General features: G+C 42.4%; 8 protein-coding genes. 2 read left to right on the top strand and 6 right to left on the bottom strand.

Annotated features, from left to right (window positions below):
* Positions 1–20: 20 nt before the first annotated feature.
* On the bottom strand, positions 21–2,561 hold the full coding sequence (locus CLV59_RS24850; RefSeq protein WP_111594802.1) for a TonB-dependent receptor: 2,541 nt from the start codon (positions 2,559–2,561) through the stop codon (positions 21–23).
* Between the two features lie 382 nt (positions 2,562–2,943).
* On the opposite strand from CLV59_RS24850, the gene CLV59_RS24845 reads away from it, so the two are divergent.
* Positions 2,944–3,990 carry an endonuclease/exonuclease/phosphatase family protein gene (locus CLV59_RS24845; RefSeq protein ID WP_111594801.1) on the top strand — a complete coding sequence of 349 codons (1,047 nt, stop codon included), beginning with the start codon at positions 2,944–2,946 and terminating at the stop codon, positions 3,988–3,990.
* Positions 3,991–4,162: 172 nt separating this feature from the next.
* Complete coding sequence (locus CLV59_RS24840) at positions 4,163–4,771, top strand: DUF4291 domain-containing protein (RefSeq protein WP_111594800.1); 609 nt, start codon at positions 4,163–4,165, stop codon at positions 4,769–4,771.
* A gap of 25 nt (positions 4,772–4,796) precedes the next feature.
* Here CLV59_RS24840 and CLV59_RS24835 read toward each other — a convergent pair whose 3' ends face one another.
* The 5 genes from CLV59_RS24835 to CLV59_RS24815 all read right to left on the bottom strand — a co-directional run bounded on the left by CLV59_RS24835 (position 4,797) and on the right by CLV59_RS24815 (position 17,170).
* Positions 4,797–5,519 carry a hypothetical protein gene (locus CLV59_RS24835; protein ID WP_111594799.1) on the bottom strand — a complete coding sequence of 241 codons (723 nt, stop codon included), beginning with the start codon at positions 5,517–5,519 and terminating at the stop codon, positions 4,797–4,799.
* 106 nt (positions 5,520–5,625) lie between these two features.
* Positions 5,626–5,970 carry a hypothetical protein gene (locus CLV59_RS24830; RefSeq protein ID WP_111594798.1) on the bottom strand — a complete coding sequence of 115 codons (345 nt, stop codon included), beginning with the start codon at positions 5,968–5,970 and terminating at the stop codon, positions 5,626–5,628.
* 23 nt (positions 5,971–5,993) lie between these two features.
* Positions 5,994–8,369, bottom strand: coding sequence for a tail fiber domain-containing protein (locus CLV59_RS24825; RefSeq protein WP_146616310.1), 2,376 nt, complete (start codon positions 8,367–8,369; stop codon positions 5,994–5,996).
* Positions 8,370–8,408: 39 nt separating this feature from the next.
* Entirely contained in the window at positions 8,409–8,864 is a 456-nt protein-coding gene (locus CLV59_RS24820) for a hypothetical protein (RefSeq protein ID WP_111594796.1), read from the bottom strand.
* Positions 8,861–17,170, bottom strand: coding sequence for an RHS repeat-associated core domain-containing protein (locus CLV59_RS24815; protein ID WP_111594795.1), 8,310 nt, complete (start codon positions 17,168–17,170; stop codon positions 8,861–8,863). The genes CLV59_RS24820 and CLV59_RS24815 overlap by 4 nt, the downstream gene beginning before the upstream one ends.
* Positions 17,171–17,174: the final 4 nt, after the last annotated feature.

The following is a 17,174-nucleotide window of genomic DNA, read 5'->3' as shown; positions in this document are numbered from 1 at the left end:
GATGTATTCAGGTACCGGTATTACATTCTCAGACCCAGGCTGACAAAGTAGTTCAGACCGTAAGCATAGTAGTATTTAGCCGGGAATTTGTTTACGTTTTTATCAGTGTAGTCGAAACGGAGCTGCTCAAAGCCGCCAGTTCTCATTTTGGTATTGTTCAGGAGGTTGTTGATACCTGCTGTAAACACCAATGTAGATCTGGTTTTACCAGTTCTCACAGAGAACGTTTTACCACCATAGATATCAACAGTATACTGAGATGGCAGTTGTTCCTGGCCAAGGATGCTCTTCCAGAGATCAGAACCAGGTTTCACGCCACTTGTAGCGCGCTCTGTACGTCTGATTGGGTTCATATCTACCCACATCTGATCAAAGTAGTTGAAGTTCAGGTTAGCAAACCAGTATTTCTTACCCTGGTAGTTCAGTCCCACAGTATAAGCTTCCTGTGGTGTTTGACCGATACGGTAGTTTTTAGAATATACTGTTTCGTTGGCCAGGATCATAGAACTGTTGTCTACAGTTACAACAGCGTTCTGACGACTGTTATAGTAGTAACGACCGATATTCGCCGCTGCTTTCACGCTCAGACCTTTGTAGATAGGAGCTTCTACGCCGATTTCCATACCGTAATGCTCTTTACCGATGTTGGTCAGCGCATAGTTTACGAGGTTCTGGTAGCTGTCGTCATAGTAAGAAAGTACATCCATACCATCTTTGAAGTTGGTGTAGTAACCATTCAGACGGAATTTCAGTTTCTCCCAGTTCAATACATAGCCAGCTTCTACATCCAGGATTTTCTCAGAACGCAGATCGCCCTGAGCGGTATTACGGTTACGAGGAGAGATGAATACATTCTCTACGAAAGGAGCTCTGGAAGTATAAGCCGCATTTGCAAAAATGTAGTTACGACCATCGATTTTGTAGGTCACACCACCTTTTCCAGATACGTTATTGAAAGTAAATACATCGGATTTACCTTTTGAGTTATCCGGGTACAGACCATTTCTCACATTACCAGTTCTCCACATGCTGGTATAAGTATAGTTTCCAGCGAGGAAGAAATCGAAGTGATCAAATTTCAGAATTGTTTGTGCAAATGCTTTCGCTTCGTTCAGCGTCAGGGTGTAGTTGTAGCCAAATTCGTCTCCTTTTTTCAGGATGCGGTTTGGATTATCCACATCGTACTGGTTAACGTTGGTATTACCTGGAAAGTCTCTCTCAGCAAACTGATTGAGGTTTACGAAGTAATCGCCACCCAGCAGATCATTTACTCTTTCGAAGTTGCGGTCTTCTTGTCTGTTGTAAGTCAGACCAGCAGTGAACTCATGATTTTTACCGTAAGTAGTATTATATACGGTATTGAAATTCGCTTTCTTCGTATAGGTTACTCTGTCTTCCAGGATATAGCGGGACATGTTACCAGGTACGCCTTTCATGCCGGAAGTATTGTGACGGTTTACATCATACAGGTTATCCCAGTTTACCTGACGGTAGCTGATATTATTTCTGTAGAGGTCTGTCAGCATATCTTTCACAGCAGGATCGGTAGCATAGCTAGGCAGATTGCGGTAGTAATCCGGTCTTGGATCTGGCGCATTATACCAATCCAGTACGGTGCGGGCTCTTTCTCCAAAGTTGTAGCTCACCGCTGTTTTCAGACTGCTCTTATTGTTGATAGTCCAGTCGTGGCTGAGGATAAAGAAAGGCTGGAAAGTAGTGGTGTAGTTAGCGCTACGTTGCTTTCCTTGTTGATAACCCCAGGAAGGATTGTAGAAATTACTTCCTGCGAGATCATACATTTCCTGTGTAGCAGCCGACTGTCCGCCGGTAGCTGTAGGCGTACCGAAGGTAGTGAATGACAACAGGTGATTCTTGTTGATTTTCTTATCAACAGAAGCATAATAAGAGGCGCCGTTGTAGTAGGTACCTTGTACATAACCTTCACCGGCATAACGGAAAGATCCAGCCAGAGAGAATGCCCAGCCATTGGCCAGCATACCAGATGACCAGCTGGCCATTACACGGTTATTATAGTTACGGTTCGACTGTGCATAACTTACGCTCAGTTCTTTACGCTGCTTTGAAGCGCGAATGTCGATGTAGTTAGCGCCACCGATATCGCCAAAGCCGAAATCGACAGGACGCAGGCCATTACTGGTAACCCGGCTGTGCATTACATCATTCAGCCCGCCCCAGAGACTCCAAGACGTATAGCCGTTAGTGAGGTTTTTTACAGGTGCACCGTTGATATAAGTATCAAAGTAAGATGCATCGTAACCGCGAAGTCTGAACCTCGCAACGTTGAAATTGAAGACGCCGGAATAGTACGGATCGCGGCCTCCGTAGAGAATAGAAGAAATACTCTGGCCTGATGAGCCAGTGTTATTATCCGCATCATTCTCGTCCAGCACCACAACCGGGATATTACTCTTAATATCATCTTTCAGCTCTTGTACGGCAACACTGTCTTTTTTCACCTGGGCGAAAACAGCAGGAGCAGCCAGCACAAAGCCAATTCCGGCAAAAAGTTTTTTTGAAAAAAACCTGGCAGATCTATTCATGCATTAAATTTTGAACAATACACGTTTGTTGAATAAGCAAATTCATCTATCTATCTATATGATATGCTGACATTATAGGCACTCGTATAGGGATCGTTGTGATCTCGGCTGACAAACCTTGAATCCTGTGCATTAAGGCTAGGTTGTACATTTTCATTTACGAACGTGCAAATTTAGGGTGGCTAACTGAGAATTCCAGATTAACGAATCATTAATTCAAGGAAACTTTAGCGTTTATTTTAGTACCCGCTTTGTTTATCCCAGGTATTTTTACGAAGTTCGCCGCTCGTTTTATACACAGCGATCGTAATGCAGATCAACTTATCCTGTTGAAAGAAGCTATGCGACTCATTACCGATACCTTACTTCTATTATTAAATACATGCAAAGAAAAAAATTCTTCTTTTTAGGTTTCCTGCTGGCCTTCTGTTGCGGCGCATTCGCCCAAACCAAACAGTACAAAGTGGTGAATATCGGGTTCTATAACCTGGAGAACTTCTATGATACTGTTCATCAGCATGGTGTGAATGATTATGAATTTCTTCCTGAAGGGAAAAAAAGATATACCGGCCAAGTATATCTGGACAAACTAAATAACCTCTCTTCAGTTATTAAAGATATTGGAACGGCTATTTCTCCTGAAGGACTGACCATCCTCGGTGTCTCTGAAATCGAGAACCGTAGCGTATTAGAGGACCTTGCCAATCATCCGAATCTGAAATCCAGAAATTATAAAATTGTACACTATGATTCTCCGGATGCCCGTGGCGTAGATGTAGCTTTATTTTACAATCCTACTCATTTCACCGTATTGGATAGTCGTCCTCTCCGTGTAGATCTGCCACCAGATGCTAACGGATACCGTCATAAAACCCGTGATATCCTCTGGGTGAAAGGATCGCTGGATGGACAAACATTTCACATTTTTGTAAATCACTGGCCTAGCCGACTGGGAGGAGAAGCCGCGAGCGCACCTAATCGTGCTGCTGCAGCGCAGGTTTGCCGTCAGATGATTGATTCTATTTCTCAGTCAGAACCAGCCGCCAGCATCGTTGTAATGGGAGATCTGAATGATAATCCAACCAACGAAAGTATTACCAAAGTGCTGAAAGCAGGCGGTAACCAGGATAAACTAAAAGCAGGTGAACTCTTTAATCCATGGGTATCTTTCTACAATAAAGGCATTGGCACATTGGCCTATCAAGACGCATGGGCGCTCTTCGATCAGATCATGATTTCACAACCACTCCTGGGAAAGAAAGATGATCAGTTCCGTTTTTACAGAGCCAATATTTTCAAAAGAGATGATATGATTCAGTCATCCGGAAAATACAAAGGCTATCCTAAACGCACCTACGATTTTGATAATTATGCCGGTGGGTTCAGTGATCACTTTCCTACTTATCTGACTTTCATCAAAGCATTATAAAATATTAAATATTATTTCGGGAGACACCATGGCCTTTGCCCTGGTGTCTTTTTTTATTTTCGAAACAACACCAACTTATCAAGTAATATCAATGCTGCCCCCTTGATTACCAGATAGATGGCAGTAATATTTATCTTCGTACTCATTAAATGCTTTATTAACCCAATTAAAGATGACAACACCAACTATCCCTATGCGCCAGATCAGAGCGCATTACACCGAAAGCACTATACGCGTGTACCAGGCATATCGCAGCGAAATTGCCACTAAAGCGGTTACGCACCAACGATTTGTTGCTCCCTTTAAATTAGAAAGAACCACCTGGATTAAACCTTCATTTTGTTGGATGATGTATCGTTGCGGATGGGGCTTAAAGGAAGGGCAGGAGCATATCCTGGCAATAGACCTTACACATGAAGGGTTTCTTGCAGCACTGGAAGACTCCGTGCTGGCAAAACACGACCTTAAGATTCATGGAAGCGCCGCCAACTGGGCATCGTTAAAGGAAAAGGCCAGCGTAGTAGTACAATGGGACCCTGAAAGAGATATGCATCTTAATCAACTGGATTATCGCTCTATTCAGATCGGACTAACGCCACCGGCCGCACGTAAATATGTTACTAATTGGGTCGTGAAAATAGAAGACATCACGGCTCAATGCCACGAGATACGCTCGCTAATACAGCAAAAAGATCTGGAAAGGGCCAGGGCGCTGATGCCGGAAGAACAGGTATTTACGCCAGGCGAATCGATTAGGGCAAGACTGGGAATGGATATCTGATAGAGTATTTCACACCAGTTAGCGTTTATTTCTCTATAATTTCCAGATGCGGATGCAGACTATCAACAGTTCCACTTTCTCCCAATTCCGGCGTACAGGATAGATAGGTCAACTGCTGATGGTTGTTCATCTTCAGGTAAAAATCTCCGGGATCTTCATAAGTAGATATCACATATGCCCTCATAGGATTGGTGGAAACATTTACCAGAATACCATACAGAATACTTCTGAACCGGCCTTGAGCGCCACGTGCCTGCCCGGATACCAGCAAATAATTCCTGGAAGGCCAGCTATATAATCCCATTTGTACATCAACGCCAAAATCAAGTTCTCCTGGTCCGGTTGCTTCATTATTAGTTCCCGGATCATAGAATTTTACCGGCTTATTATTAACGAAAAGCTGCGAAGCGGAGGAGTCTCCATCTTCTGTTCCGCTCCAGATAAACTTAAGTTGATAATCTTTATTATTGAATTCAGCGGTATACTGTACGTGATCAGATTCGTCTGATTGACTGGTGATGGTGGATTTGGTGGGAATTAACTTAAATCTAGTAGAATCGTAGCCATATTCTTTATAAACGTAACGATCTAAATCATCCAGTCCGTATGCTTTTTCATATTCATCTTCATCAGCTATTACATCCTTTGACCGACTGATCGTTACGGAATCTGTGGGGATGTGTGCATGTTCTGCACCGCCGCATGCCATGAGGAAGAGAATGAATAAAGCTGGCGGGAAAAATTTCATTTTTATTTTGAAAATAAGCAATTTAGGGCTTACATCAATTGAGAATTTTTCCTGCCAGCTTTCGGGTTATCATCTAATTAAGGTAAAAGACGATAACCTACCCAGATTAAGGATTCTTGGGTATTAAATCTACCCATGTTGGGAGTCTTCCATCTTTAGGTAAATGTTCCTCTGCAAGGCTAAGCCATGCTTTAGCATTATTCGTAGTAATACATTGGTTATTTTGAGGAATAGCATTGAGGTTCAATGCTTTAAAATAACCTTCTGCTACTTTCGCACGTATTTCATAGTGTGTTACCAGACATGGCCCCTTCGTCAGTCTGAATAATATAGCATTGGACGACGAATATATATATACACTAGTCATGATACTGATAGTATTGCCGGAAATTTGTGCAAAGGAAACACTGCCAAAAAACAGGCAGGCAATCAGTATAGTGATTTTCTTCATACTAAGTCTTTAAATTGAAATGATTAATTCTTATTGACTTTTTTCTCCAGATCCTCCATGCGTTTTAGCAGTTCCACCATCTGTTTTTGTAGTGTTTCATTTTGATCTTTCAGTACTAAGTTTTCCGCCGCCATCTTTGTATTCTGCTCACTCAACTCCTGTATGGCTTTCATGGTGATAGCCAGGGAACTATTGGTGTCAAATTTATCGTGCTGACGGGTAGAGAAGTGCCAGTCGGAGCTATCTGCAATGATACCGAAACGTGGGGTTTCCGTTTTATCATCTTTATAGACGAATTGTTTGATCTGTAATTTATTCAATAATGGTAATGCGGCTTCAGTGAAATCCACAATATTCTTCTTCAGGCTGGCTTTGGATGGTTGGAAAAAACCGTTGGCGTAGAGATTCCCGAGGGAATCACGCTGTGCAACCCAGTTAGCAGCGGACGCAGTAGTAAACTTCAGGTTTCCACTATGGTAAATAGTTTGGTTATCTATAGTTGGTATTCCGACTTTTGGCACTTTCATTCTTGAGCCTACGCTAAAGTCACCATTCGTCTGGATTCCACCAACAGTTATGATAGTGCCTCGAGTATACAAATTTTTGTCTCCATATATCTCTATTGTCGCACTATCTCTCATTTGAAAACCACCATAATATTTATCCCAGCCCACAAGGCCATCCCCCATTAAGGTTACATTATTTCTAACATACACACTTCCACCCTCAATATGAACCATAGGGATACTATCTCTGTCTACAAAATCGAAGCCTGAAGAATAACCTGGCATGCGGAAGTACATGTTGGAACCATAATTAGGCAAGCTGGGATAGATACTCTTATATCCAGATTTAAGTGTTGATGATAAATAAATTTTGACACCATCCTTAGACCCGCCGAAATAAATACCATTCCCATCACCGCCTGCGATGGTATAACCATTCGCATCTAGGTTCGAATTAGTAGAGTTAAATCGTAGCCCTCCTCTCACTGTTATATCTTTATCGAAAAAGAAGCCTGGAGCATCCGTAAAGAAATAGGCATAATTGGGATAACCACAACCAATTTGAAGACTACCGTTCGCGCCATTTATCGACAGGGCTGCCTGCGGATTTGTAGCTGGAGAGAGACTTACATTACCACCTGACAGATTGAGTTTTGGCATCCACAGTTCATTGTTAGAGATGTTGCCACGATCTGCCACACTACCCAATGTTTCCCCACTATTGGGCATGCCAATGAACCTTCGCACACTAACAGCATCAACACCAATAATATATCCATCATCAACACCACCAAACAATTTAGTAATTGGTTGGTCAATCCCTGTAGCAGTATTGGTCGTTCTGAAAGACTGTGCCGACACACCACCAGATATATCAACCTTTGTACTTATACTAAATAATGAGTTTGTCCATCTGGCTATTTCTTTACCATTGGAACGCAGTGTCAGTATTCCAACCCCTTCCTCAGCATTGATACCACTGTCATTACTTCCTATGGCTAGCGAAATGGTTGGCGCTGCAACGTTATACCATGGGGCTCCCACATACATTTTTAGTTGGCTGACATTCCCTCTTGTCAAAACAGTAGTCAGGTTATCCTGCTCTACTGCAGTGAGGGTCGGTATATTTATCAGGTTATTCCAAGACACTTGTGCCTGGCCTGGAGTAGACAGATTCAATTTCGTGTAGGTACTGTCTTTTAATGCATATTTTTTATCTCCATAATCTTTAAACAACAGCTCCCGCCATTGTCCCCAACCCGCTAAGTTGGTATCATCTTTAACTCTCAGAAATGCGCCTTTAGGTCCGAATGTTTCACCATCCCAGTTTACCGCCATTTGATATCCGATAGCACCAGACTTTACCGCATGACCAGAATAATACAGTTTGCCAGTGCCAGGATTAACCTGCGCCTGATCTGAGACAACTGGCATATCCGGCGAATTATAAGCACTAAATCCTGTTACCGCATTGTCCTTATAATCTGAAAAAGGATTATTCTGTTCAATTGGTACTATTTTAAAATCAGGCAGTGGTGCATAGATGGCATATGTATTACTTTTCTTCAGATACTTGATATAATCTCCATCTCTGTAGGCAGTATCAATACCACCAATACCAGGGAGTGTGGCTAGATCCAATGTATCCTGCCCAACAATGGCAATCTGCGAGGCGCCAATTTTTTTCAACTGGATTTTTCTGAACTCTGTACGCCCGGCGCCTTTATTATAGAGATAGCCGTTCACACCCTGGGTTCTGTTTTCCAGGATTAACTCAGCAGTATCACATACGTTATAAATGCGCACACTGTCGGCACGTATCTGATAAACTTTTTGGGCATAGGAGATTTTTCCTAACAATAATGGGACAAATAGAAAGAAAATTTTCTTCATGAGAATATAGTAATGTAATAGGTAATTGTAAAGGAATAATTAATCAGGTTTTAATACTGTTGAGGGCAACAGGTAATACAAACTATCCAACTGATACGCATTGTACTTTGCTATACTAGTATCTGTCCGAACCACTTCATCGCCCGCATTAGAAAACATAAATCTTACAACATTTGGAGACATATTAACCTTCCATATCCCGCAATAAGACATAAAAGAACCAAGAAATTCTGACTCATTTTCAGATAGAAGGTACGTCACGACCGCCTGCCCATGTTGATTTGGCTTAATAGAATCACAGAACATCCAAAATGTTTTCTTTCCATTTTCAATGTGTAATGAATAACAAGCCGGACACCTCTTAAGCAATTCATCTCTCAAGCTTACCACCTTATTAAAATCTTCTTTTTTCTTACTGTAAGCTTCTTCTACACTTGGTACATACTCACATGACACCAAGAAGAGAACAGCCAATAAAATTATTCTGATCATCATAAAATACCATCTTCTTTTGTATTATAACCGCTAACAGGACGGTCATCATAACTTTTCGACCTTAGCTGCATCTTATCTGCTTGTATAAGTGTAATCCCAGTTTCACGAATCACTTCTTTATATTTATCTACCTCACCGAGCTTAGCGCCAAGACCGCTAATACTGAAGAAAAATCGCTGTTTAACTTGTACCGTGAATGAACCATCTGCCTGGCGCGTATGTACTTCTTCGCTTCCCAGATAGCGCCACATGCCCACTGGATTTCTAAAATCAATTTTCGAATTAAGGGACTCTGACTCTGCTTGCCCCATCTTATCCCAGTCTGTTTCAAACAGTATTTTGTAATCCCGTCTGGAATAAACAACTCCAAAAGTTGCTGCTAAACCTGGATTTCCGTATCCAGAACCAGGGCTCGCAAAACCACCCGAGAGCGTAAACCCAGACCAGTAAAAACCTTTGTTGTTATCCTTTAATCCAAAATCAAGCGATCCTCCTGCTCCTAAGGGTTTATATTTCCCACCTCCTATGGAAAAAGCTGCTCCTGTCCAATCCCCGGCCAGCGCACCAAATGAAAGTGATAAGTTAACATTTGCAGCCACACCCCACTCAGCTTTTCTATTGACCAAAGTCTTATCACCACCACCAGATATTCCATAGTAAATGATAACATTTCCTCTCGGGTCAACCCCCATACCGATAGCGCCAGCGAAGGCAATACCTATTCCTCCTGAAGCACTTAAAGAAACAGTAACAAGAGACCTTGTGGTTCGCGCCATATTATACAAGAATGCATAACCATAATCTTCTCCATTTTTATCTATACCTGCAATAGGTGACGCATTTGCAAACAAGTATGGAGACAAAGCTGGATATTGAGACGTTTTAGGATCCATTGATAAGAACCTGCCAGTTCTAGGATCAAAAATCCTCGCCCCAAAATCAATAACATTTCTTCTTCCATCTATAGAGGTATCATTCTCATGACCATTAAAACCATACCTATACATACCAGTTGAATATCCTCTTCCAACTAAACCCATACCAAAAGGTGCATAATCCTGACTGGAAATAATCCGAGGGATATAGATGCCGATCATTGTATCATTCAGCGGTTCCCACAATTTATTGTCAGCTACAGTAGCTAACACATTCCCAAGATGGTTGGACAACTCATAGTACTTAAAGCCTCTTTTAAAATCGCTGACATATCCAGTACCAAGTCCAGGTAAAGGTGTCGTTTCCGGCAAATCAGATTGTTCCACTTTGGTGATATAGTTATTGATACCTAAACGCTGGCTTCCATATAAATGTATTTCCGTCTGGCTCATAAGGCCATTATTAATACTTGCATCACCAGTAGTATAAACACTCATCACATTACCATTACCATCCCGAATATATCTTGTCTCTATACCATTGGCATATTTACTAATACGATTTCCGGCAACATCATAGGTATATTTAATCAATGAACCATTGCTTTTCTCTATCTCCGCTACTTTACCATCGACAGTCCATTTTACTCGCTTAATGTCACTTTCCTGATCAGCAATCAGATTACCATCAGCATCATATTGGTAATTATTCGCCTCCTGAGAGTCAATATCCTCGGCATATTTATCTGGGGCTACAGCGTCAGCAATATATCTTAACTGATTCGTACCTGGGATATAGTGATAAGTCAATTTATCCATATCCAAACTTTTGTTGGCCCAGGTAGCATTACCGTTTCTGTCGTACTTCAGAATGTTGCCATTATCATCGTAGGTAATGGACTCTGCAAAATCAGGAACTGGAATTGGATTCCACTTATTGATAACAGTATCCAGATTTTTTGAAACACCCAGATTTTTTATTCTACCTAAAAGATCATACCGGTAGTTATACAATAGAGGCTCGCCCACTTTTGGTAAGTTTACCGCCATTGCCGCAATATTCCCATTATATAATGGATGGGCCACTGCAACACCAGCCATAGGAGAAGTACCACCTATTGCATCATAATCATTATTGTTATAGTGTAGAGAGAAACCGAAAGCATCTTTAGCCGTCAGACTTGTAGCACTACCGTCCTTACCCATATCATTTTTCTCGCCGATAACGGTACTATTAACACCTTTCAGCAATCCCAGGAAATTATAGGCATAATCCACTCCCTGCACTTGCGCTTCTCCCAATTCTATTCTTGATAAAAGACCATGTTCATAATATGCGTAATTGGCGTCATTTTCCCAATAGACACTATCCTTGCTGGTTTCTACTTTGATTAGTTTGTTATCAGCATCATATTTGTAACGATGATAGAAAGCATCAGGCATCCCCAACTGATAACTAAAAGTGTTCACCTTTCCACTTATCAGATCATAAGAATAAGCCATCTTTTTAAAACGATTGGCACTATTAGAAGCCATCCCACTGCGATAATCTTGCATCAATGTTTTAACATTTCCATGAATATCATAAGAATAATAAGTAGCGGTGGCATGTTGTCCGGCAATTGTATCCTGAATAGTTGGATACATAGCTGTCCATGATACCCTATTTCTTAGATTGGTAGCATTCCAATCAGTACCATCCATAAATGGATAAGGGATATCATATTTCGTTCGTCTAATTTGCTCTCTGGAATCACCAGCAGCAGCAAACCAGGAACTCCATAAAACAGAATTTTTAGAAATATCAGTCGTTAGGACTTCCGGATTGGTTAATTGACCAACTTCAGTGATTCTTCCGAGATCATCATAAAGTGTATAGGTATATTTATTGTCCAATTTCTGCTGCGCAGACTGTAAAGCTATCATACGGCCAAGTCTATCATGCCAAATTCTTGCAATGCCCGCATCTGGAGACTTTCTTTCTACAACTACATTAATACTATTATACCTATAATCCGTCGCCATCTCATGCGCCGGTACCAATCGTTCTCCCTTCGCTCTCGCATCCGCCACCTGATCAAACCATGCCTGGCTCTTATTTACACGGGCGCCTGCAGGAGGAATTGTCTTCACCAGGTTCCCTGCCTGATCGTAGTAGTACAGGGTATACTGATACTCCCTCGATTCATGACCTACCGTGAACTGCTCTCTGTTACGCAAGTTCTTCGCCGCCTGCACATAGAGACGCTGGAAGTCATAGGTCAACGAGTCTTTGTAATAATTATAAATTTCTTCTCCCTTCGCATTCGCTATCATGGAGGAATCTGTACAAGGCGTATATTCCGCAGTAGTATCTGTAGGGAATACTGCAGCTACTGCTCCACACATCATACTGTTACCCACCAGGTAACAACTGTCGATACCCGGACAATTCAAGCTTTTAGCGATGATATATTTACTGACTTCTCCAATTGCCAGTGTGTTGACAGCAAGATCATTCACAGGAACAGGTTGCAGCAGCGATTCTGCATAATCATGCCCCATCACGATGTTATACTTTTGAGTAGGGCGATTATCATAACAGCCTGTTTTTCCACTGGCGTTACCAGAAACCAGTAATGCCTTACCATCCTGATTACCACCACCGGCAAAAGCGCCAGACTTGAGCTGTACCACCTTTCTCACTACTTCATTTCCAGGAAGTACTACCTGATTTATCCAGGAGGAAATAACTTGTGCATCAAATTTCTGCCACCAGATATCCTGTCCGGATCTGCTTATCAGGAATCCCCCATCAGTAGTACCTGTAATTCTCACATTGGTAAGGTCTTCTCCCGGAATAGCAGGCGGTTCTACAATACTCATTGGAGTACCCAAAGGCGTCAGTTTGATAAAATGATTACTTACGCCATCTTCACAAGCCATCAGGAAGCCATTGTTCAGCTTCACAAAATCACGGACAGTATTTGCTTTGTCGAGTGAATATTTTCTACGATAGATCTGCTCACCGGTTGTCAAATTGTAGCCAACCAGCACAGGCTGCATACCCTGGCCATAGTTAATCGATCCTGCTGTAAACAAGGTATCATTACTGGCAACTAAACCAAGGTAAGGACCTGTTTCACCATAATCCGTCTGATTCATCCATTTCATATCGCCATCAGGAGATAATACGCCGGCAATCCAATGGGTATTTGCACTGTTGGATTTCTTAATACCCGTGAAGGCATAGTTTCCATCCGCCGTTATACCGATATCCATTCCCTTTGCGCCGTATTCCGCGAAATCCACTGTCTTATTCCAGATAGTATTTCCATCTGCATCCAGTTTCAGCAGGAAAATGGCGCCATTATCCAAACAGCTGGAATAAGTAGTTCCAATGCCTATGTAGCCGTCGGCAGTTGGTATAAGTCTGTTTAACTCATCATCTGCTTCACCACCATATGTTCTGGACCAGATCAGGTTTCCACTTTTATCTGTGCTTACAACATATGCATCTTTACTTCCGCCGGTTATACGGGTACTTCCAGCCATTATCAATCCAGTTGAGGTTTCGTGGATATCTTCTATTTTATCTACCCCTTCTCCTGCATTGTACACTTTCAGCATTTGTTTTGTTTCTGCACCACCAGGAACACATATAGATTGTGTTGTTCCCGTGCCATTTGCACACTCCTCCATAAAGCTCAGGTATTCCCAAGCCTTGCTGGAGAATCCAAGCCGATTATTCATATAAGTTGCATACAACAGATTAACTGCTCTTGCATTTTCATCCGTATCCTGGTAAACAGGTGTCAGGCCTGGATACGCCGCCTTAAACTGTGCATCCAATGTCTTCACTCTGTCGCAGCTTACGCAGGAAGGATTAGGAGTACATTGCAACATTACCGGAATGTTGATCGCTTTAGGGAGATACTGGCATTCTGTGTTGGTTTGATCACATGCCAGCTGCATATCATCAAACGTACTTTGCGGAATGGCAACATGTTTTACCCGATTTACATAAGCAGATAAATTAACATCCCCAGCTTGTTTAAAGGTTTTATACTCAGTTACCAGGGCTTTTAAGTTATCGCATTCACAATCCTTAGGCTTGGTTACAGTTGGTATATCGGTATATTTTATTGTTACATCGTAAGGCTTGGGCGCGGTGATCAGTTCACTGTTGCAGATCAGCGGGTCTTTAATGCCTTTGGCATAAGTGTAAGCGTTGAGGACTTCTTCAAAACTTTTGTAGACGGTATTCGCTCCAGGCTTAACGGTACTTGCGCCGAAAGGATGAGTCGCGTCTGCACCGGCTTTACAAACAATCAATAACTGTTGTTTAATTTCTGCCAGTGCTGAAGGAGAGAATTTACAAGGCGCTAATTGCTCCATCCAGGTAGCCGCCATGTTCTCAATATCCCGATAATATACTGCCATCATCTGCGCCTGCGCTTCGGCAGAAGGATCTGCACTATTCTTCACACTATTCTCCACACCAGTAAGGTTATTCGCCTGCATCAATGTGGTCGCAGTAGGGAAGCGGACTTCTTTTCCGGCAGCCAACAGTTTATCTGGTTTGTTGGCAGCTACGGTACAATATACAGCCGCTAAGCTATCGAGAACATTCTGATGTGCATTGATATAAGCGCCACGGAATGACCTCCATACCATATCGAGGTCCGGACCGCATAATGCACCTTCTAAAGTAGCCGGTGTTGCATTCTTATATTTATTCATACAGGCAGCGGTATTATCACATTTCACGCTGATAGCTGCCATCTCCCACATACTGGCCATTCTGGATTCGCTGCCTACCAATATCTTCTGATTGCTGGCAAACCGCCAGGAGAGTGACTTGGCAGCCAGTTTTATCAATGGATCCGGATTCTTGGTTTTCCCATCGGTAGGTGTCAGATAACCGGCTTGTTGCGCCGCGAAATATGTATCGGTATTCTCAAAATCCCTGATCCATTTCTGGGCATCACGATTTTGCTCATAGATACCTAACCGGCAAAACTCAGGATGAAGCTTCAGCAACACATTGGCCCATTGCGGTTCGAAATTGCTGATAAAGAGATATGGGTCCAGTTTGTCCGGACTCAGGAATTTGCCAGTAACAGGGTCGTAGATACTTGCAACGCCACCATTGGCATCCAGGAAAGTTCCTCCAGTACGTTGATAAGGAGGCGCCACCTTATGATCCAGATAAAAAATAGAATATATACTGGTCGTATCATTCGTTAAAGCGTACTGTCCATAGGGAGGAGTCATGTCTGCCAACATCATCTGGCGGATATCATCTGTTCCAACACGGTCATTCCCTGTAGGACAATCATCACAGGTTACATTACATGCGTCGCGCTGTTTGGCCTTTTGTTCTTCAATCGCCTTGTCTATAGTATAACAAGCACTGGATTTAAAATAGATACTATCTCTATAATAATCCATAGCCCGTTTGTTGATCGTCAGCGTTCTTGTGATTTCATAAGCCCCCCTTTCCAGTTCGAGTTCAAAGTCGAACTGCAAACGACCATCATCCTTCAACTGATAGGAGGAAGTATAATTGCTGGCTGTAATTTTATAAGGCTGACCACCGAGATGTTGATTCCAGGAATCATCTGTAATCTTGATTTCCAGGTCATATAATCCGGGATAGGCAAGGATTTCTCCTTTACAGTTAGGCAACTGCAGTACAGGAGGAGTGAGGTCATATTTAAAATGATAAACGCCTTTTTCCGGAACCAGGCGAGATTCATGTAATTGCATCTCCTGGCTGCGTTCATCGTAATGATCATTGGTCAGATCCTCTGTCAGATAAACGGCGTTCACATTATCCAGATCCAACAGACTGGTATCAGATGGTTTTCCTGCTAATGCAGAAGCCACAGTACGCCCCTGCATATCCAAATATGCCACTGACAGCTGACCATTTGCATCTACTATTGCATTTTTGAAGTAATGGGAGCTAACCCCAACCTCTGTTCCGAACATCGCATCCAGTTCCTGCTGAGAGGCGCCACTGTAGTAATAAAGACTTTCATGTCCACTTCCGATTCGATATTGTTCGCCCAGCCCTCCCTGTTTGCGAACTCTTCCCGATCCATCCGGTTCAAATACTGTTTCGGAGAACACATAACCATTCGCACGCGGGATAAACCGGTTGTTACCCTCATTGATATTAGGATTCAGCGAGGAATAATACTGAGCCGTACCTGATGAAGAGTCCATCGGAGGAGCATAAGCGGTCAGGTTATCCACCGGCGCATTGATATGTTCGTATAATTTTTTTTCGTATGGAGCACCATTCAGCGCAGTGTTTACCAGCGGATTAAACTTCAATACCGATCCGGTAGTTGGAGCTGGCAGCACCTGGATAACGGGTCTTCCCTGTAAATCATACAATTGCTCTGTAACAATTACTTTGTTGGTGGTGTTATCTATAGCTGCACTCTGACGTTGTTTCAGACTTCCATCAAAATAATTGGCTGCAACTTTTCTTTTGCCTTCCTCCGCAAAACTAACAGCAGCCTGCCAGTTAAGATTACGCTGATGACCATTAAATGTGTATTCACCAAAGCCTCCTGAAAAATCAGAACTCCAGGAACTGGGAATACGTTCTGTCTCAGAGTTTTCCTGCACAGCTCTCACCCTGTAATAAAGCACCCCTACTTTACCATACAATAACGGGATATCGTAAGAGGTAGCAGCGGTGGTGATACGGGTAGCATTGTTATTAAAGACCAGTCCTGGTTTTACCGGCGTTCCATACCTCTTAGCTTCAATTGCACTGGAATCAACAAAGGTCCATTCCAGGTCATATACATCTGCTGTCGCGACAGCCGGCCATGATACCTGCAGTCTATCCTCATCTTCTGTATTGGAGGGACTGGCTGTAATAGTTTTAACGACATCGGCAGTACAAGAAAAAATAAAACGGGGTAATATCCTCATTTCATTTTCTAAAATGAGTGTAGGAACAATTTTACTATCATCATTCGTTGTTACCTGTAATACCTGCACTTTTACTGAATGGGCATTTTCAAAGATGAATGAACTCCTGAGGCTGTAGGGTTTCAGCGTATCATAGTCGATTGCCAGTTCTTTATCAACAGATGATTCGTTCACGCCATCCTTACTGTAGAAAATTCTTACGTTTACTTTAGCCGTAAACTTCACAGGAAGTACTCTCCGGGAAAACTCGTTCATCCGTAGCGTAATAATATTCCGAACCCTGGAATCAGGTGTCAGCTTTGCTTTCAGTGAAGGATCAAAGTAAACGGCATCCTTTAGAGTAGCCACAGAATCCTTTACCAGCTGTCCTTTTGCGCCATCCAACATTTTCACAATGGCAATTTCTTTCTTCCCTTGTGAAAACACGGTAAAAGGCAACAATACAGCCGTAAATAATAAAAATAGTATATGGGATAATCTTATATAGGGCTTCATGCTG

The sequence above is a fragment of the Chitinophaga dinghuensis genome (assembly GCF_003259435.1).
Classification (GTDB): domain Bacteria; phylum Bacteroidota; class Bacteroidia; order Chitinophagales; family Chitinophagaceae; genus Chitinophaga; species Chitinophaga dinghuensis.
The sequence above is the reverse complement of the archived record's forward strand: the minus strand, read 5'-3'. Positions and strand labels throughout refer to the sequence as shown.